The 18,464-nt window shown below is 63.1% G+C and carries 17 protein-coding genes; 5 read left to right on the forward strand and 12 right to left on the reverse strand.

Annotated elements, in window-relative coordinates:
• Positions 1–90 precede the first annotated feature (90 nt).
• From argE to GFU70_RS17130, 11 genes are all read right to left on the reverse strand, one after another.
• Positions 91–1,248, reverse strand: a complete 1,158-nt coding sequence (gene argE, locus GFU70_RS17080) for an acetylornithine deacetylase (protein ID WP_058544735.1) — start codon at positions 1,246–1,248, stop codon at positions 91–93.
• On the reverse strand, positions 1,245–2,399 hold the full coding sequence (locus tag GFU70_RS17085; protein ID WP_058544734.1) for an NAD(P)/FAD-dependent oxidoreductase: 1,155 nt from the start codon (positions 2,397–2,399) through the stop codon (positions 1,245–1,247). Before GFU70_RS17085 ends, argE begins: the two co-directional genes overlap by 4 nt.
• Positions 2,396–3,787 carry an NAD(P)/FAD-dependent oxidoreductase gene (locus tag GFU70_RS17090; RefSeq protein ID WP_153388477.1) on the reverse strand — a complete coding sequence of 464 codons (1,392 nt, stop codon included), beginning with the start codon at positions 3,785–3,787 and terminating at the stop codon, positions 2,396–2,398. The genes GFU70_RS17085 and GFU70_RS17090 overlap by 4 nt, the downstream gene beginning before the upstream one ends.
• Positions 3,769–4,077, reverse strand: coding sequence for a (2Fe-2S)-binding protein (locus GFU70_RS17095; RefSeq protein WP_058544732.1), 309 nt, complete (start codon positions 4,075–4,077; stop codon positions 3,769–3,771). The genes GFU70_RS17090 and GFU70_RS17095 overlap by 19 nt, the downstream gene beginning before the upstream one ends.
• The gene (locus tag GFU70_RS17100) at positions 4,074–5,918 is read right to left on the reverse strand and encodes an ABC transporter ATP-binding protein (protein WP_153388478.1); all 1,845 of its coding nucleotides are present in this window, start codon (positions 5,916–5,918) and stop codon (positions 4,074–4,076) included. The genes GFU70_RS17095 and GFU70_RS17100 overlap by 4 nt, the downstream gene beginning before the upstream one ends.
• A gap of 1 nt (position 5,919) precedes the next feature.
• Positions 5,920–6,795, reverse strand: a complete 876-nt coding sequence (locus GFU70_RS17105) for an ABC transporter permease (RefSeq protein ID WP_058544730.1) — start codon at positions 6,793–6,795, stop codon at positions 5,920–5,922.
• Positions 6,792–7,748 carry an ABC transporter permease gene (locus tag GFU70_RS17110; RefSeq protein WP_058544729.1) on the reverse strand — a complete coding sequence of 319 codons (957 nt, stop codon included), beginning with the start codon at positions 7,746–7,748 and terminating at the stop codon, positions 6,792–6,794. Before GFU70_RS17110 ends, GFU70_RS17105 begins: the two co-directional genes overlap by 4 nt.
• Positions 7,749–7,791: 43 nt before the next feature.
• A complete protein-coding gene (locus tag GFU70_RS17115; protein ID WP_153388479.1) occupies positions 7,792–9,435 on the reverse strand; it encodes an ABC transporter substrate-binding protein in 1,644 nt (547 codons plus the stop codon).
• 85 nt (positions 9,436–9,520) lie between these two features.
• Complete coding sequence (locus tag GFU70_RS17120; protein ID WP_058544727.1) at positions 9,521–10,795, reverse strand: NAD(P)/FAD-dependent oxidoreductase; 1,275 nt, start codon at positions 10,793–10,795, stop codon at positions 9,521–9,523.
• A gap of 36 nt (positions 10,796–10,831) precedes the next feature.
• Complete coding sequence (locus tag GFU70_RS17125; protein ID WP_018601252.1) at positions 10,832–11,500, reverse strand: haloacid dehalogenase type II; 669 nt, start codon at positions 11,498–11,500, stop codon at positions 10,832–10,834.
• A gap of 452 nt (positions 11,501–11,952) precedes the next feature.
• Positions 11,953–12,837 (reverse strand): LysR family transcriptional regulator, encoded by an 885-nt coding sequence (locus tag GFU70_RS17130; protein WP_058544726.1) that lies wholly within the window; start codon positions 12,835–12,837, stop codon positions 11,953–11,955.
• A 95-nt stretch (positions 12,838–12,932) separates the two neighbouring features.
• Between GFU70_RS17130 and GFU70_RS17135 the strand changes: the two genes are divergently transcribed.
• The 5 genes from GFU70_RS17135 (at position 12,933) to GFU70_RS17155 (ending at position 17,891) form a co-directional block, all read left to right on the forward strand.
• Positions 12,933–14,069 carry a DSD1 family PLP-dependent enzyme gene (locus tag GFU70_RS17135; protein ID WP_116641916.1) on the forward strand — a complete coding sequence of 379 codons (1,137 nt, stop codon included), beginning with the start codon at positions 12,933–12,935 and terminating at the stop codon, positions 14,067–14,069.
• Positions 14,059–14,457, forward strand: a complete 399-nt coding sequence (locus tag GFU70_RS17140) for a RidA family protein (RefSeq protein WP_153388480.1) — start codon at positions 14,059–14,061, stop codon at positions 14,455–14,457. Before GFU70_RS17135 ends, GFU70_RS17140 begins: the two co-directional genes overlap by 11 nt.
• Positions 14,454–15,635 carry an NAD(P)/FAD-dependent oxidoreductase gene (locus tag GFU70_RS17145; protein WP_153388481.1) on the forward strand — a complete coding sequence of 394 codons (1,182 nt, stop codon included), beginning with the start codon at positions 14,454–14,456 and terminating at the stop codon, positions 15,633–15,635. Before GFU70_RS17140 ends, GFU70_RS17145 begins: the two co-directional genes overlap by 4 nt.
• A 204-nt stretch (positions 15,636–15,839) precedes the next feature.
• A complete protein-coding gene (locus GFU70_RS17150) occupies positions 15,840–17,288 on the forward strand; it encodes an aldehyde dehydrogenase family protein (RefSeq protein WP_153388482.1) in 1,449 nt (482 codons plus the stop codon).
• A 105-nt stretch (positions 17,289–17,393) separates the two neighbouring features.
• Positions 17,394–17,891, forward strand: a complete 498-nt coding sequence (locus GFU70_RS17155; protein ID WP_024617415.1) for a DUF3916 domain-containing protein — start codon at positions 17,394–17,396, stop codon at positions 17,889–17,891.
• A 25-nt stretch (positions 17,892–17,916) separates the two neighbouring features.
• On the opposite strand, the gene GFU70_RS17160 is transcribed toward GFU70_RS17155, so the two are convergent.
• On the reverse strand, positions 17,917–18,309 hold the full coding sequence (locus tag GFU70_RS17160; RefSeq protein WP_153388483.1) for a GFA family protein: 393 nt from the start codon (positions 18,307–18,309) through the stop codon (positions 17,917–17,919).
• Positions 18,310–18,464 lie beyond the last annotated feature (155 nt).

Here is an 18,464-nt window from a genome sequence, read left to right on the forward strand (position 1 = left end):
TAGGTGTACTCCCACAGGTATGCTCCTACAGCTTTGCTCCCACAAGTGTGCTCCTGCAGGTGTGCTCCCACATTTTTTTCTGTGCAGGGCTTAGATTTTCAGGGAGCCGAGCAACCCTTCCAGAAACCGCTCCCCCGCCTCCATCTGGCTGATCTCGATGAACTCATCTGGCTTGTGCGCCTGTTCGATGGAGCCTGGGCCGCAGACCACCACGGGTACATCCAGGCGCTGCTTGAACAAGCCGCCCTCGGTGCCGAAGGAAACCTTGGCGGTGCCGGTGTCCGGGGTGACGAAGTTTTTCAGGAAGCGCACCGCTTCGACGCTCGGATGGGTATCGAGGCCCGGATAGACGTTGAGGGTTTCGATCTCGATGTCCGCGACGCTGGAGAGCTTTTTCGCCTCGCGCACGATCACCTCGGCGCGTTCGCGCAGTTGCTCCAGGAACAGGTCCAGATCGTCATCCGGCAAATTGCGCACTTCGAAATCCAGGGTGCACAGGTTCGGCACAATGTTCAGGGCCTTGCCGCCAACAATCTGCCCGACATGCACAGTGCTGTAGGGCACGTCGTAGTCTGGGTCCTGAGCGCCCTGCTCTTGCAACTGCTGCTGGCTCTGGCGCAACGCCGCGATGAAATCGCAGGCCACGTGAATCGCATTGACCGAGCGCGGTGCCAGCGATGAGTGCGCCTCCAGGCCGCGACAGTAGGTGCGATAGGAACCCTTGCCCTTGTGGCCGAGCACGAACTGCATGTTGGTCGGCTCGCCGATCACGCACAAAAACGGCCGCACCGGCGCCAGGTGCAGCACGTCGAGCAAGCGCCGCACGCCCACGCAACCAATTTCTTCGTCGTGGGAAAGTGCCAGTTGCAATGGCCGGTTCAGCGAATGGTCGGCGGCATCGAGCATGGCGTCGATGGCCAGCGCGATGAAACCTTTCATGTCACAACTGCCACGTCCGTAGACCCGCCCGTCGCGCACGGTCGCCTGGAACGCCGGGACGGTCCAGGCCTGCCCCGCCGCCGGCACTACGTCGGTGTGGCCGGACAGCAGGACTCCAGGCAAGTCACTTGGGCCGGTGCTGGCGAACAGGTTGGCCTTCTTGCCACTCTCATCCTTGACGATCAACGACTCGATGCCCTTGCCCAGCAACAGCTCGCGCACGTACTCGATCAGGGCCAGGTTCGATTCTGAAGAGACCGTTTCAAACGCCAGCAAGCGTTCGAAAATGGCTAACACGCGGGGTTTCATGAGGCCTTGCTCCGTTGCTCGGCGGAAAGGGCGAACCGGCGGATGGAGAACGGCTCGATGAAGGTTCGAGTACTGCCCGTGCTGATCAGTTCAGCCATGACATCGCCAACGCCCGGACCGAGCTGGAAGCCATGGCCGCTGAAGCCGAACGCATAGTACAAGCCATCGACGTTGCCACTGGGCCCCATCACCGGCAGGGAATCGGACAGGTAACCTTCGATGCCGCTCCACACGCGGATGATGTTGAGATTGCCGACCCCCGGCAGCAGCCGACGCATCTGGTCCAATTGATTGAGAATGCTGCGCGGCTCGACATAGGCCCGGCGGTTGAGCATGTCCGGCTTGCTGCGATAGCCGCCGCCGATGATGATATTGCCCCGGGGAATCTGGCGGAAATAGATCACTTCTTCAGGAATCTTGGTGTACACGCCGATCACCGTCGGCAAGGCGTAAGGCACCGGTTCGGTGACGGCCATTTGCGGGCCGTTGGTTTCCAGCGGCACCGGCTCGCCGAATTGCGCCGAGAGCTTCTGGCCCCAGGCGCCCGCGGTAATCAACAGTTGGGCGGCGCTGAACTGGCGGCCATCGGTGGTGCTGATGCTGAACCCGTCACCGACCTTCTGCACCTGGGCCACCTCGGTGCGTTCCTCGATGCGAGCACCGAGCCGCCGTGCCGCCCGGGCAAAGGCCGGGGCTGCCAGACGCGGGTTGGCATGGCCGTCGTGCGGCGCATAGGAGCCGCCCTTGACGTCCTTGCCGAGAAACGGAAAACGCGCGTGCAGTTCGCTGCCGCGATAGATCTTCAAGTCCAGTTGCGCCGCTTCGGGGGCGGCCGCATAAGCCTCGAGCTCAGGGATTTCATCCTCGCGATAACACACGCGCATGTGCCCGCTGGCGATGAACTCCAGGTCGTCGTCGATCAGCTCCGGCAGGCGTTTCCACAGCGCCCAGGAGCGGTTCGCCAGTTCCAGTTGGCCGAGAAAACGCCCCTGACGCCGCACGTTGCCGAAGTTCACGCCGCTGGCGTACTGGCCGATCTGGTCACGCTCCAGCAGGATCACCGACTGCCCCCGTTGGCGCAGGAAAAACGCCGCCGCCGAGCCCATCAGGCCGCCGCCGACAATCACCACATCGGCTTTATTGACCGTCATGGCGTCACCTCCCGTGTGAGCATTGAAAGTGGTTTGACGGGGGCCTGGCCGCGCTGGCGCCCCACCTCTTGCACCTGGACACCCGCTGCTGCAGCAATCACTTCGGCCCCAGCCTGGGAGCAATAACGCCCCTGGCAGCGGCCCATGCCGACCCGACTGAACGCCTTGGCCCGGTTGACTTCACAGGCGCCCTTTTCGCTGACGGTGCGGCGCAGTTCGCCGGCGCTGATCATCTCGCAGCGGCAGACGATGGCTTCGTCCGGCAAGGCCTTGGCTTGTGCCGCTGGCCAGGGAAACGCCTGGGCCAGGCCGAGGCGAAACGCGTCCATCACCTTGAGCGCCTGGCGCTGCTCGGCGACCCGCGCGGCGTCCACCGGCTGCTGCAAATCGCCGAGCAACGCCAAGGCGACCAGGCGCCCGGCATGCTCGGCAGCGTCAGCGCCACGGATCTTCGAACCATCCCCGGCGGCGTAGACACCGCTGACCGAGGTCCGTCCCTCTTCATCCGTGTCCAGCAGCCATTGGCTGGAGGCCTCGTCAAAACGCAGGCGACAACCCGCGAGGTCAGCCAGTTGGGTTTCCGGGCGCAAGTGATAACCCAGCGCCACCGCGTCGCACGCCACCGTCAAGGTTTCCCCACTGGCGGTACGCACCCGCACACCGCTGACGCCGGTGGTCGCCTCGCCCAGAATTTGCAGCGGCGAAATCCCCAGGTGCACAGCAACTTTCGCCCGATACAACTGCGCCAACAGTTTCATGCCGGTGAACAGCAAACCCGGGCGCGCCATGAGTTTGGGCAAGGCTTTGATGCGCTGGCCCAGCGGCGATGTATCGAGCACCGCCGCGACGTTGGCGCCGGCCTTGAGGTATTGGCTGGCGACCAGATACAGCAACGGCCCGCTGCCCATGAACACCACGCGATGGCCGATGGAAACCGCCTGGGCCTTCAAGGCGATCTGTGCCCCACCGAGGCTGTAGGTGCCGCCCAGTTGCCAGCCCTCGATGGGCATCAGGCGGTCGGTGGCGCCGGTGCACAGGATCAGCGCATCGTAATCCACCGTCGTGTGCTGGCCCTGGCTGACGCAGCACAATTGCCCGGGTGTCAGGTTCCACACCAGTGTATCCGGGCGGTAGTCGATCTGCGGGCGCAAGCGGTCGAAGCTTTCGTGCAGGTCACGAGCCTTGTCCGCCTCGGTGCCGTACAGCGTGGCGTAGCTGCGGGTGAACCCTTCGGGCTGGCGCCGGTAGATCTGCCCGCCATCGCGACGGTTTTCATCGAGCAGGATCGGCTTGAAGCCCGCCTCGACCAGGGTCTGGGCACAACGGATGCCGGCCGGCCCGGCGCCGACAATGACGACTCGATGGGTGTTCAGCCGCGCAGTGGCCATATCGCCTCCGGTTGTTGAGTGATGATGTCCAGCCCTTCGCGTACTTCATTGGAGCAGGCCCGCAGGCGCTCGCCGCTGCGGGTCCAGACCCAGCAATCCTGGCAGGCGCCCATCAGACAGAAACCGGCCCGGCTGCCCGGATCGAATTCCGACTGGCGCAACGCCGGGCCGTTGGTCAGCAAGGCGACCATCAGCGTGTCGCCCTGCAACGCCTCGACCGGGACGCCATCGACTTTCAATTTGACGACGGGCCGGCCCTGTTCGGCCAACCTCACGAAACGCGCGTTCATGCGTAGGCTCCCACGATCATGCTGTTTGAATCCTGTTGGTGCTTGAGCAGCTCGGCACTGTCGTGATGACAGAGCACCTCGCTGCCGCCGTCGATGATCTGCCGGGGCGGCGCGGTTTGGTTGCACAGGCCGTCGACCCGCACCGGGCAGCGATTGAGGAAGGTGCACAGCTGCGCCCCCTCGGCGCGCGCACCCAACGGCGGCAGCGTGCCGCAGGTGGTGGCGCCACAACTTTCCAGCCAACCCTGGCGCATCTCCGGTACGGAATGGATCAGCAGGTCGGTGTAGGGATGGAACGGCGCCTGGGCGAACGATTGCCGGTTGCCCTCTTGAATCTTGTGGCCGCTGTACATCACCACAATGTCGTCGCACAGCGCCCGCACCGTGGAGATGTCGTGGCTGATGAACAGGTAGGACACGCCCAATTGCTGGCGCAGGTCGCGCAGCAGTTCGAGGATCGCCGCACCGACCACGGTGTCGAGGGCCGAGGTCACTTCATCGCACAGGATCAGGTCCGGCTTGGCCGCCAGTGCCCGGGCCAGGTTGACCCGCTGCTTTTGCCCGCCGGAGAGTTCGCTCGGGCGGCGCTCGGCCATGTCCCGTGGCAGACGCACCAGGTCGAGCAACTCGCCGATACGCTCACGCAGCGCCGCGCCCTTGAGGCCGAAATACATCTTCAACGGTCGGCTCAGGATGGTGCTGATGCTGTGCATCGGGTTGAGCGCGGTGTCGGCGTTCTGGAACACCATTTGAATGCGCCGGAACTGTTCGTCCGTGCGTTCGGACAGGCTGCCACCCAATGGCTGACCGTCAAACGTCAGCCCGCCCAGGGCCGGGGTCAGCAGCCCGGCCACCACCCGCGCCAGGGTCGATTTGCCCGAGCCCGACTCACCGATCACACCGATGGCCTGGCCCCTGCGCACGGTCAGGTCAATGTCTTCGAGCACCCGGATCGACGGCATGCCCTGCTGGTTCTTGTTGCCGTAGCCGGCGGTCAGGCCCTTGATGGTCAGCAGCGGCGTGTCTTCGGCCACGCCGCATGGCGGGCGAATCGTCGTGTCGGGCCGTGCCGCCGCGAGCAGGCTGCGGGTGTAGGCATGAGCCGGGCCCTTGAGCAGCGGCGCGGTGGCGCTCTGCTCGAAGATCTGCCCGCCGTTGAGCACCACGATCTGGTCAGCCATCTGCGCCACGACGGCCAGGTCGTGGGACACGTAGACCGCCGTCGCGCCACGCTCGCGCACCACCCGCTTGAAGGCGCGCAGCACGTCGATCTGGGTGGTCACATCGAGGGCCGTGGTCGGCTCATCGAGCACCACCAGCAGCGGATCGCTGATCAGCGCCATGGCCGCCATCACCCGCTGCAGTTGCCCGCCGGATACCTGGTGGGGATAGCGCTGGCCGATGCATTCGGGGTTGGGCAGCGCCAGGTCGCGGAACAGTTCGATGGCCTTGGCTTCGAGCACGGCCCGGCTGCCCAAGCCATGGATCAACGCGCCTTCCACCACTTGGTCGATAAGTTGCTTGGCCGGGTTGAACGCCGCGGCGGCGCTTTGGGCGATGTACGACACCCGGTTGCCGCGCAGGCCTTGCAGTTCGCGCTCACTCAAGGCGAGCATGTCGTGCTCGCCAATCTGCACCACGCCGCCGGCCAGGCGACAACCGCGCCGGGCATAACCGAGCAGCGCCAGGGCGATGGTGGTCTTGCCCGAACCGGACTCGCCGATCAGCGCCAGCACTTCACCTTTCTCCAGGGAGAAACTCACGCCCTTGACGATCTCCACCTCGCTGCGCTCGCCACAGGCGACCACCCGCAGGTTCTCGACTCGGATCAATTGGCTCATATCAATGGCCTCCCGTACGTCGGTTGCGCCGCGAAGACAAGCGGTCGATAAACAGATTGACGCCGATGGTCAGGGTGCCGATGGCCAGCGCCGGAATCACGATGGCCGGCGCGCCCTGGTTGAGGCCGCCGATGTTTTCCCGCACCAGCGAACCCAGGTCGGCATCCGGCGGTTGCACGCCCAGGCCGAGGAAGCTCATGCCGCTGAGCAGCAGGACGATGAAGCCAAAACGCAGGCCCAGGTCGGTCAGCACCGGGTTGAGCATGTTGGGCAGGATTTCCACACAGGCGATGTACAGCCGGCGCTCGCCACGGGTGCGGGCCACTTGCACGTACTCCAGGGCCTCGATGTTCACCGCCATGCTGCGGGCGATACGAAACGCCCCCGGCATGAAGCTGAGCACCGCCGTGCAGATCAGCAGGGTCACCGACGAGCCGAACGCCGAAACCATGATCAGCGCCAGCATCTTGCTCGGGATCGAAATGAAGGCGTCCATCAGGCGGCTGATCAGCTCATCCAGCCACTTCGGCGAAACCACCGACAGCAGCGCGCAACTGGTGCCCAGCCCACTGGCCAGCACCGCCGCCACCAACGCCAGGCCCACCGTGAAACGCGCGCCCACGAGAATGCGGCTGAGCATGTCACGGCCCAGATAATCGGTGCCCATCGGATACGTGGCGCTGAGGTTGTCAAAGACATTGTCGGAGACCACTTCCCCCACCGGGTGCGGCGCCAGCCATGGCCCGAAGATAGCCACCAGCAACCAGATCACACACATCGCGGCGCCGATCAGGCCGAGCCAGGGCGTTTTGCGCGACACCTTGCCCAAGGCCAGTTCGGGTGCCGCAGGCGGGGATTTCACAATGAGATTGTTCATTGGTTTCTCAGCCTCGGATTGGACAGGATCGCGCACAGGTCAGCCACCAGCACCAAGGTCAGGTACGCCGTGCAAAACAGCATGGTGCAGGCCTGGACCAACGCCATGTCGCGGTTGGTCACGGCATCGACCATCAGGCTGGCGATACCGGGATAGTTGAAAATCGTCTCGACGATCACCACCCCACCCAGCAGGTAGGACAGGCTCAGGGCGATGGCATTGGCGATCGGCCCGATGGCATTGGGCAAGGCATGGCGCAGCACCACCCGCACCGGGCTCACGCCCTTGAGGCGGGCCATTTCCACGTAGGGGCTGTCGAGCTGGTCGATCACCGCCGCCCGGGTCATGCGCGCCATTTGCGCGACGATGACGCAGCACAGGGTCATCACCGGCAAGGCATAGGTGCGCATGAATTGCAGCGGCGAAGTGATCTCGCTGGAATAGGACAGCGCCGAAAGCCAGCCCAGGTTCACCGCAAAGATCAGCACCGCCAGGGTGGCGACCAGGAACTCCGGCACCGCCACCATCGTCAGGGTGAAGAAACTCAGCAAGCCGTCGATGCGCCCCCCTCGCCCCATCGCCGAACCGATGCCCAGGACCAACGCCACGGGCACCGACACCAGCGCCGTGGCCGCCGCCAGCATCAGGGTGTTGGGGACCCGGCCAGCCATCAACTCGGTGACCGGCGTGGCGTTGGAGATCGACACGCCCATGTCGCCGCTGAGCAGGCTCATCAACCAGTGCAGGTAGCGCAACACACCCGGTTGGTCCAGGCCCATCTTCACCCGCAGGGCCGCCACTTGCTCAGGCGTGGCGAACTGTCCCAGGGACTGTTGCGCCGCGTCTCCCGGCAACACCGCCGTAATGGCGAACACCACCATCGATACGATCAACAGGGTCACGACCGCTGCGCCCAGGCGCCGGCCGATCAACCAAAGTGTGTTGCTATTCATCGCCCTACCCCTTGTGCCATGTCACGCCGCAAGACAACACGCATCAAGCCTCAAGCCAGACTTGCTCGGCGAACATATAGCCCATGAAACCGCCCAGCGGGTTGGTGCCATAACCTTTGACGCGCTGGTCGACGCCATCGATGTTGCTGATGAATACCGGGATGCCGATGCCGCAGTGGTCATGCACCAAGGTCTGCATGTCCGCGTACATCTTGCCGCGCTTGGCTTCATCGGTTTCACCGCGAGCCTGCACCAGCAACTGGTCGAACTGCGGGTTTTTCCAGCCGGATTCGTTCCACGGCGCGGTGGACTGGAAGAATTGCGAAAACAGCATGTCGGCGTTGGGCCGCGGGTTGATGTTGCCGAAGCTCAGCGGGTGCTTGGCCCAGTGGTTGGACCAGTAGCCGTCGCTCGGCAGCCGATTGACGTTGAGCTTGAGCCCAGCCTCCTTGGCCGATTGCTGCAACAGCACGGCAACGTCGACCGAACCGGTGGCGGCCGGCGAGCACATCACCGGCATGCTGATGCTTTCCATGCCGGCCTTCTTCAGCAGGAAACGGGCCTTTTCCGGATCGTAGGTCCGTTGCGGCAGATCGGCATTGTAGAAACGCGCGCCGGGGGCAATCGGGTGGTCGTTGCCGACCCTGGCGAAGCCACGGAAGATCGCCGACTTGACCTGCTCGCGGTCCAGCAGCAGTTTCATCGCCTCGGTGAATTCCGGGCTCTGGCCGGGCATCTGGTCCTGGCGAATGATCAGGTCGGTGTAGTTACCCGACGGCGAATCCACCACGCGATGGGTGGTGCTGTCCTTGATGCGCGTGGTCGAGCGCGGGTTGACCTCGTTGATGATCTGCACATCGCCCGACAGCAACGCGTTGACCCGTGACGGCTCGTCAGCGATGCCGATGAATTCGATCTCGTCCAGGTACGGCAGGCCAGGCTTCCAGTAGTTGGTATTGCGCGCACCGATGGAACGCACCCCAGGCTTGAATTCCTTGACCTTGAACGGACCAGTGCCGATGCCCTGGTTGAAGTCGCTGGTGCCCTCGGGAACGATCAACAGATGGGAAATGGCAAGGATCGATGGCAGCTCGGAATTCGGGCCACTCAGGCGTATCTGCACTTCATGGGTGCCGGTGGCCTTGACCTCGGCAAACTGCTCGGCCAGCGGCAAGACCTTGGAACCGGTGATCGGGTCCTTGTGGCGCATCAGGGAAAACACCACGTCGGCGGCGGTGAGGCCCTTGCCATTGTGGAAGGTCACTTCCTTGCGCAGGGTAATCACCCAAAGCGTGGCGTCGGTGGTGTCGATGCGTTCGGCCAGTTCCAGTTGCGGCACCATGTGGCTGTCGAAACGCGTCAGGCCGTTGTAGAACATGTAATGGCGCACGTAGTCCGTGGACGATGAGCCTTTGGCCGGGTCCAGGGTATCGGCGGTGGAACTGGAGATACCGGCGACCCGGATACGCCCGCCGGGCTTGCCTTTGCCGGGCTTTGCCTGCTCATCGGCAAACAGCTTGCCGGCGGCGCCGAACAGGCTGCCGGCACCCGCCGCGGCCACACCGGCCACCCCGAGCATTTGCAAGGCATGCCGGCGCGACATGCCGCGGTTGAGCCCTTCGAAAACACGCAGACTTTCTGTACCGGTGATCAACTGGTCTTTGATGCCGTTTTTAGTGTCACTCATGTCAGTTCTACCTTTCGGAAAATGATAGGGCTCGATTACGTGCGTTAACGCAACGTGGTTGAAACGCCAAACAACGCGGTGAAACTCAGTGCAGGTAGTCCTGCAGGCGGTAATACGCGCCGACCAGCGGCAAAAACCAAGGCTTGCCGAAGTGCCCGGGGATGGCCGGCCAGTCCAGTTCGCGCCAAGGGTTGGCCTCGACCTTGCCGGCCATGACCTCGGCCATGACCTGCCCCATGTGTACCGACATCTGCACACCGTGGCCGCTGTAGCCCATGGAGTGATAAACCCCGCCATGCTGGCCGGCCCGGGGCAGGCGATCGGAGGTCATGTCCACCAGGCCGCCCCAGCAATAGTCGATCCGGGTGTTCGCCAACTGCGGGAACATCTGCACCATGGCCGCTTGCAACACCTTGCCGCTCTTGGCATCGGACACGCTGTCGGACATGGCAAACCGCGCGCGGCCGCCAAACAGCAAACGGTTGTCCGGGGTCAGGCGAAAGTAGTTACCGATCATCCGGCTGGTGACATAGGAGCGCCGGGCCGGCAGCAAGCTGTCGATCAGCGCCTGGGGCAGGACCTCGGTGGCGACCACGAAACTGCCCACCGGGACGATCCGCCGCCGATACCAGCCCAGGCCGCCCTGCTGACAGGTGCCGGTCGCCAGCAGGATCTGCGCAGCCTGCAGCGTCCCCTTGCTGGTGTTGACTCGATACCCGCCGGCACTGGCCTTCCAGTCCTGCACCGCCACGCCCTGGAAGATCAACGCACCGTGACGGGCGGCCGCTTCGGCCAGGCCGACGCCGAAACGCCCGACATGCATCTGCACGCCATTGCGCTGCAACAGGCCACCGTGAAACTGCGCCGAATTGACTTCCGCCCGCGTCTCCTGGGCCGACAGCAGCTCGACCTCGGCATCGACTTGCTTGCGGATCAATTCACAGGTGCGCGCCAACCCTTCGTAGTGCATCGGCTTGGCGGCCAGCTTGAGCTTGCCGTTGCGCTTGAGGTCGCAAGCGATCTGCTCTTGCTCCACCAGCGTCACGACGCTCTGCACGGCGCTTTCATAGGCTTGGTAATACGCCCGAGCCTTGTCGGCGCCGAGGCTGGCGGTGAGTGCCGCGTAATCCTGGGCCACGCCGGTACTGCAATGCCCGCCGTTGCGCCCTGACGCCTCGCCAATCACCCTGCCCGCTTCCAGCACCGCCACGCTGGCCCCCTTCAAGGCCAGGGCCCGCGCCGCCGCCAAACCGGTGAAGCCGCCACCGACGATGGCGACATCCACCTGCCCGGGCAACCCGCCGAGCTGAGCACCGGTGAACGCCGGTGCGGTGTCGAGCCAATAGGACTCACTGCCCATGTCTAACCCCTTTCGCCTTCAAGCGTGCGTCGAGACTCAGAGCCCGACCAGCGCGGGCAACCCGCCGATGTCCGAGATCTGGTGGTAACCAAAGGCAGCGTTGGCCGGATGTTCATGACCGCGGGCGACGAAGGCTTTGTGCTTGATCTTCATGTCGTGGGCCGACATCAGGTCGTAGCGGAAGCTCGACGACACATGCAGGACGTCTTCCGGTCCGCAGCCAAGGTTATCGAGCATGAATTCGAAGGCGGCCAGGCGCGGCTTGTAGGCCTGGGCCTGCTGGGCCGTGAAGACTTTATGGAACGGTGCGCCGAGCTTGTCGACGTTGGACATGATCTGCTCGTCCATCGCGTTGGAAAAAATCACCAGGGGGATCTTGTCGGCGATTTTCGACAGGCCCGCCGGTACATCGGCGTGTGGACCCCAGGTTGGCACGGCGTCGTAATAGAGCTGGCCTTCGCCGCGATATTCAACGCCCCAACGCTTGCAGACCCGCATCAGGGAGGTCTTGATGATTTCATCATAGGGCCGCCAGTCACCCATCACCTGGTCCAGGCGATAAGCGGAGAAATCCTTGACGAACTGGTCCATCTGCCCGGCATCGACACGGTCGGCGAACAGCTCGCGGGTCATGGTGCCCATCTGGAAATTGGTCAACGTGCCGTAGCAGTCGAAGGTGATGTACTTGGGTCGAAGAAAGCTCATGAGTGCGGTCCTGGATTGTTGTTGAAGGCTCGACGAGGCGAACGATGGCGCCTTTCGTGAGGCATCGGTGCAACGCTGCATCACGTTTTTATTACAACACCATGAGACCGTGGATAAATCGTTAAAAATACCGGCCGCTTGGTACAAACCACCGTTTTGCGGGGCTCGCTCAGCAGACTTTGCGGGATGCTCCAGGCGTGGGCGTCGTGCCCGTGTTTCTGTGGGTTTGAGAGCCGTTATGGTGCGAAAACCGGGGGTATGGCGGGACGGTAGCGGCAGAATCTACGCCTCGGGCCAGCCCTTGATAACCGGGTTGAATGTACCGCCGCCATCGCGAGCAAGCTCGCTTCCACAGGGAATTTGTGGCGGTCAGTGAGTTCCAGGCCAGCATAAATCCTTGTGGGAGCGAGCTTGCTCGCGATGGCGGTGGCTCGGTAGGAACAGTGTCCTATTCAGACCTTCAGTTCAGCCTCCAGGAAGCTCACCAACGCCTGCACCCGCGCGCTGCGCAGTTTGCGCGAAGGCACCAGCAGGTTGATGGGGGCGCTGTCGAATTGCCAATCGGCGAGCACCCGTACCAGGCGGCCGTCGGCGATGGCTTTGCTGACGTCCCATTGCGAACGCAACACCAGCCCCAGGCCTTGTTCGGCCCAGTGTCGGGCCACGCTGCCGTCGTTGCTCAACAAGGCAGGCTTGATCCGCAGGGTCTTGCGCCCGTGCACATTGCGCAGGTGCCACAGGGTGACATCTTCATCGTTTTCACGAATACAGATGCAGCGATGCTCGGCGAGTTGCTCCGGCGCGAGCGGTGTGCCGTTCTGTGCCAGGTAAGCGGGGCTCGCGCACAGCCAACGGTCATTGTGCGTGAGGAGCCGGGCGACCCACTGGCTGTCGCTCAGGTGACCGATGTGAATCACCGCATCGCTGTCATGACGGTCAGGCCAGGGCGTTTCGCGCAGGTCCAGATGCAGGCATAGCTGCGGATGCAACCTGGCAAACCGGGCCAGCAGCGGCGCGAGGCGTTGGCGTCCATAGCCGAACGGTGCCGCCAGCCTGAGGGTACCGGCCAGTTGATCGTCTTGCTGCTTGAACGATTCGGGCAGCGCCTCCAGCTGTTCCAGCAACAGCGCACTCTGGCGCGAGAAACGCTCGCCGTCAGCGGTCAGGCTCAGCCGCCGGGCGTCGCGATTGGCCAGGGTCAGGCCCAGGCGCGTCTCCAGTTTGCGCAGGCGCATGGACAGCGCCGGTGGCGAGACATTAAGGGCCCGTGCCGCGGCGCTCAACGATTCGCAGCGTGCCAGCGTCACGGCCATGCGCAGGTCTTCGAGGCTGATCATTCAGTTGAACTTAATGATTGATGACAGCGCATTGAACCACGGCTTTACGATGACTGAGTAGAGTCGAGCCTGTCTTTCACCCACGAGCCTCGTTCATGCCAGTCTCAATTGCCTCCCTCGATACCCCGGTCGCGCTCATCGATGTGCCGCGAATGCAGCGCAATATCCAGCGCATGCAACAACGCATGGACGCCTTGGGGGTGCGTTTGCGCCCGCACATCAAGACCAGCAAATGCCTGCCGGTGGTTCAGGCGCAGCTGGCAGCAGGCGCCAGCGCCATCACCGTGTCGACCCTCAAGGAAGCCGAGCATTGCTTCGCCGAAGGCATCCGCGACATCTTTTATGCCGTGTCCATGGCGCCCGGCAAACTGGCCCAGGCACTGACGCTGCGACGCAAAGGCTGCCAATTGAGCCTCTTGACCGACAGTCTGGCGACGACGCAGGCCATCGTCGATTTCGGCCGGCAGCACGACGAACGCTTCGAGGTCTGGATCGAGATCGATTGCGATGGCCATCGGTCCGGTGTGCGCGTTGAAGACGATGCACTGGTCGACATCGCGCGGCGACTCAGCGAAGGCGGCATGCAGTTGTGCGGCGTGATGACCCATGCCGGGTCCAGCTACGAGCTCGACACGCCCCGAGCGCTGCAAGCCCTGGCCGAACAAGAACGCCACCTCTGCGTCAGCGCCGCCCAACGCATCCGCGCAGCCGGGCTGACCTGCCCCGAGGTCAGCATCGGCTCCACACCCACGGCACTTTCGGTGCAAAGCCTGGAAGGCGTCACTGAAGTGCGCGCCGGCGTCTATGTGTTCTTCGATCTGGTGATGCACAACATCGGCGTTTGCCAGGTGGACGAGCTGGCCTTGAGCGTACTGACCACGGTGATCGGTCACCAGCCGGACAAAGGCTGGATCATCACCGATGCCGGCTGGATGGCGATGAGTCGTGATCGGGGTACGCAGCGCCAGCAACGGGACTTCGGTTACGGACAGGTGTGCAGCGAAGCCGGCGACTGGATCGAGGGCGCACTGCTCACCAGCGCCAACCAGGAGCACGGCATCGTCACCCTTTCCAGTCCCGGTGCCGTCGATATCACCGAGCGTTTTCCCATCGGCAGTCGCCTGCGCATCCTGCCCAACCACGCCTGCGCCACCGGTGCGCAATTCCCTGATTACCGCGCCTGCGATGCCTCGGGCGCGGTGCACACCTGGAGTCGTCTGCATGGCTGGTGAAATCGAGTTGATCCAGACCACCCAGGCGTCCGCCCCCGGCGGACATTACGCCCAGGCGGTCTTGCACCAGGGCATCTTGTACGTGTCCGGGCAACTGCCGGTACGCGCCGAAGGCAGCCACAGCGTCGACCAACCGTTCGAAGTGCAAGCCGCCATCGCCCTGGACAACCTGATGGCGATTCTCGGCGCGGCAGGCCGCAGCCCCAGCGACCTGCTGAAAGTGACGGTCTATGTCGCCGGTATCGAACACTGGCCAGCTTTCGACCGGATCTACGCCCACTATCTCGGCGAACATCGGCCTGCGCGCGCGGTGGTGCCCGTCCCGGCGCTGCACCATGGGTACCTGATCGAAATCGAAGCGCTGGCAGGAAGTGAGAGAACATCATGAAGCCACAAAAAAGCGACGTCTTGATTATCGGCGGCGGCATCATGGGGTCGGCGTCGGCGTTTTTCCTGCGCCAGCGTGGGCACTCGGTGACCCTGCTGGAACGCGACCTGATCGGCCAATACGCCAGTGGCGTGAATTTCGGCAACGTGCGACGCCAAGGGCGATTCCTCGGCCAACTGGAACTGTCCAATCGCTCGTACGGATTGTGGAAACGGCTTCCCGAGTTGATCGGCGATGACCTGGAATTCATCCCCAGCGGCCACATGCGCGTCTGTTATCGCGAGGACGAAATCGCCGAGCTTGAAGCCTACGCCGCCGCACCCGAGGCGCGGGAGCTGGACTTGCAGATCATCACCGGCAAGGCGTTGCACGCGCGTTTCCCGTTCCTCGGTGCAGAAGTCAAGGGCGGCTCGTACGCCCCTCACGACGGCCACGCCAACCCGCGCCTGGCCGCCCCGGCATTTGCCCGCGCGGCGACACGGGCCGGGGCCAGCATCCGCGAGCGAACAGAAGTCGCTGCGGTACAAAAGGTGAATGACCAATTCCATATGACCACCACCGACGGCCAACTATTCATCGCCGAGCAACTGCTGATCACGGCGGGCGCGTGGGGGGCGAAGCTGTCCGAGCAATTCGACGAAGCGGTGCCGTTGGAAGCCAATGGCCCGCAGATGTCGGTCACCGAGCCGGTGCCCTATGCCTTGCCGACCGTAATCGGCGTGTTCACCAAGATAAAGGAAGAGGTGATTTATTTCCGACAGATCCCTCGAGGCAACCTCATCATCGGCGGCGGCAACCGCTGCAAACCGGACATGATCAACCGCCGCGCCTATTTCAAGCCCGAAAGCCTGCTCAACCAGATGCAGCAGATGAGCCGCCTGCTGCCCGGGGTGGCGAACCTCAACATCATCCGAGTGTGGAGCGGCATCGAAAGCTATACGCCAGACTCGCTGCCGATCATGGGCCCAAGCGGCAAGGTCAAGGGGTTGTTCTATGCCTTTGGTTTCTGCGGGCATGGCTTCCAGCTCGGCCCGGGTGTCGGCGACGTCATGGCCGAGCTGATCAGCACCGGCTGCACCGGCACCCTGATCAGCCCTTTTGATATTCGCAGGTTTACCGAGCCGACCGCCCTGACCATGCCTCAGATGAGCACGCCTGGCACCGGCAGACTCATTTGACACAAACACCTGGGCGCTCTTTTTGCCCCGGACAGATGCTGCCATTTTTTTCGCCAAGTTAACCCGGCAGATACAGCAGATTCTTCTTTGCCAGGCTTGAGAACGGCATATCCCATCCGGGCCGCTTTGTTAGTTTATCGAGAAGAAAACGGCCTCAGGATCTGTTGCCGGCAACGCTATCACCGCTCTATGGGAGCCCGTTGGATGACCACCCCATTTTCGAACACCCCGCCCACGTCCCAGCAGTTCTATATCAATGGTGACTGGCAGTCTGCGGCATACCCGGCCACGCTGCCGGTGATCAACCCCGCTACCGAGCAAGTCATTGCCGAGGTCGCCCGCGGCTCAGGTGAAGACGTTGACCGCGCCGTCGCGGCGGCTCGCGCAGCATTTCCCGGCTGGTCCGCCACTTCGGTGCAAACGCGCGTGGAAATCCTTGGAAAGATCCATGCGCTGATCCTTGAACGCAAAGAAGCACTGGCCCAGGCGCTCTCGCTGGAGATGGGCGCGGCCATCGGCTTCGCACGGGCCATGCAAGTGCCGCTGGCCGCCGAACATGTTCGGGTGGCCCGCGATGTGCTGTCCACTTACAGCTTCCAGAAGATCGAACATGGCACGGCCATTCAGCGCGAACCCATTGGCGTCTGCGGCCTCATCACGCCGTGGAACTGGCCGCTGTATCAAATCACCGCCAAAGTCGCCCCGGCGATTGCCGCTGGTTGCACGGTGGTGTTGAAACCCAGCGAACTGTCGCCCCTGAGCGCCCTTCTCTTCGCACAATTGGTGCATGACGCAGGCCTGCCTGCTGGCGTCTTCAACCTGGTGAACGGCAGCGGTGCCGAGGTCGGCGCGGCCATGGCGGCGCATCTCGACATCGACCTGATCTCCATCACCGGCTCGAACCGCGCCGGCGCACTGGTGGCCCAGGCCGCCGCCCCGACGGTCAAGCGCGTGACGCAAGAATTGGGCGGCAAGTCGCCGAACGTGCTGTTGCCCGACGCCGACTTCGCCAAGGCCGTGCCACCGGGCGTGATGTCGGCATTTCGCAACGTCGGCCAATCGTGCAGCGCACCGACCCGAATGATCGTGCCAAGGAACCGCCTGGCGGAAGTCGAGGCGTTGGCCGCCGCCACCGCCAACGCGATCATCGTCGGCGATCCACGATCGGAAGAAACGATCCTCGGCCCCATCGCCAACGAGGCCCAGTTCAATCGCGTGCAAACCATGATCGAAGTCGGCTTGCATGAGGGAGCCAAGCTTGTCTGCGGTGGCCCAGGACGCCCGGAGGGTTTTGAACGAGGTTTCTACACCCGCCCCACGGTTTTCTCGCAGGTCGACAGCGCCATGCGCATCGCCCAGGAAGAAATCTTCGGCCCGGTGCTGTGCATCATTGCCTATGACACGGTGGATGAAGCCGTCGCCATCGCCAACGACACCGTCTATGGGCTGGGCGCGCATGTCCAGGGGCAGGACCTTGATCTTGCCCGCGCCGTCGCGTCGCGTATCCGCGCAGGGCAAGTGCTGTTGAACTACCCGGCGTGGAACCCGATGGCACCCTTCGGTGGCTACAAGCGCTCAGGCAATGGCCGTGAGTATGGGGTTCACGGGTTCGAGGAGTATCTGGAGATCAAGGCGATTGTCGGGTTTGAGTGAGACAAAACCGATGTCATCAAATGACACGAAACCCACCAGGGTCATCCTTGGAATACCGCGTCGCGGCCCGGAGAATAGCCGGACCTCACTCGGCAGGAAACATCAATGCGGCAAATCAGCATCAATGACAAACCACTCAGGGGCCTCCATCGCCGCCTTCGTTCCATAGAGCGCTGGGCATCAAGTTTTCAAGACAACTTTTACCCAAGGCCTGGTGACAGGAAATATGCAAACTGGAAGATTCCTGTTCATGAGGCCTTGGTCGAAGGCCCTCAGGCCCGGATTGAAGTCCAGGCCTTCTGTATCCAACAATTGCTCGAAGCGGCAACCCATCTGTCCAATGCAGCTGATCGCTCACAGGGCTACTACCGGGTCGCGTGCCTGCTGACGTGGCCATGGGTGCATCAGAGTGAAGTCACCCTCTTCTATGATCGGGACTATTACCTGCGGTTTCTCGGCGAAACAAATGCACTCAAACCACAACTGCTCAGCCAGACACTCGCGTTACACACCCCGGCGCACTTCATAGAGCACGGGCATGACGTGACTCAAGCGGACGACGAAATCGCAGTTCAATGGTGGTGCATAGGTGAACCTGCCTGAAGTCACTCGTAACTGCAGGCGAGCCTCAGTCCTCGGCCCGCCCTGTCCCCTCGCGATCATGCTCGTAGTGTCGGGTGAGCGGAAACGCCGGCAGCCAGGCCTCACGGCGCACGGTCCAGCTTTCGTAGGTGGGCATCAGTTGATCGGGGGCGTCCAGCGTCCCAAGGTGCACTTCTATTTCCTCACCCGAGCGGGCGAACAGCGACGAGCCGCAGCGGGGGCAGAAAAAGCGCCCGGCGTAATCCCGTGTTTCACCTTCGATCGTCACGGCATCCTGTGGAAACACAGCGGCAGCGTAGAAGAGCGCGCCGTGATGCTTGCGACAATCGAGGCAGTGACAGAGGCCAACCCGATACGGGCGCCCCGAGGCTTTGATGCGAACGTTGCCGCACAGGCAACCGCCGGTGAATCGGTCCATGGAGGGCCTCCCTTACAACCGTTTAATAGGCCGTCGAGAACCCGCGAGCGGCCGTTATCATTAGAGATCAGCGTAGCGGCTAATCACGTTGAAAAAAGGTCGTATTAATCAGAAAACGCCCTGACGGGCGTTTTTGTCTAGCATCAGGGTAACCG

The sequence above is a fragment of the Pseudomonas brassicacearum genome (assembly GCF_009601685.2).
Lineage (GTDB): Bacteria > Pseudomonadota > Gammaproteobacteria > Pseudomonadales > Pseudomonadaceae > Aquipseudomonas > Aquipseudomonas kilonensis_B.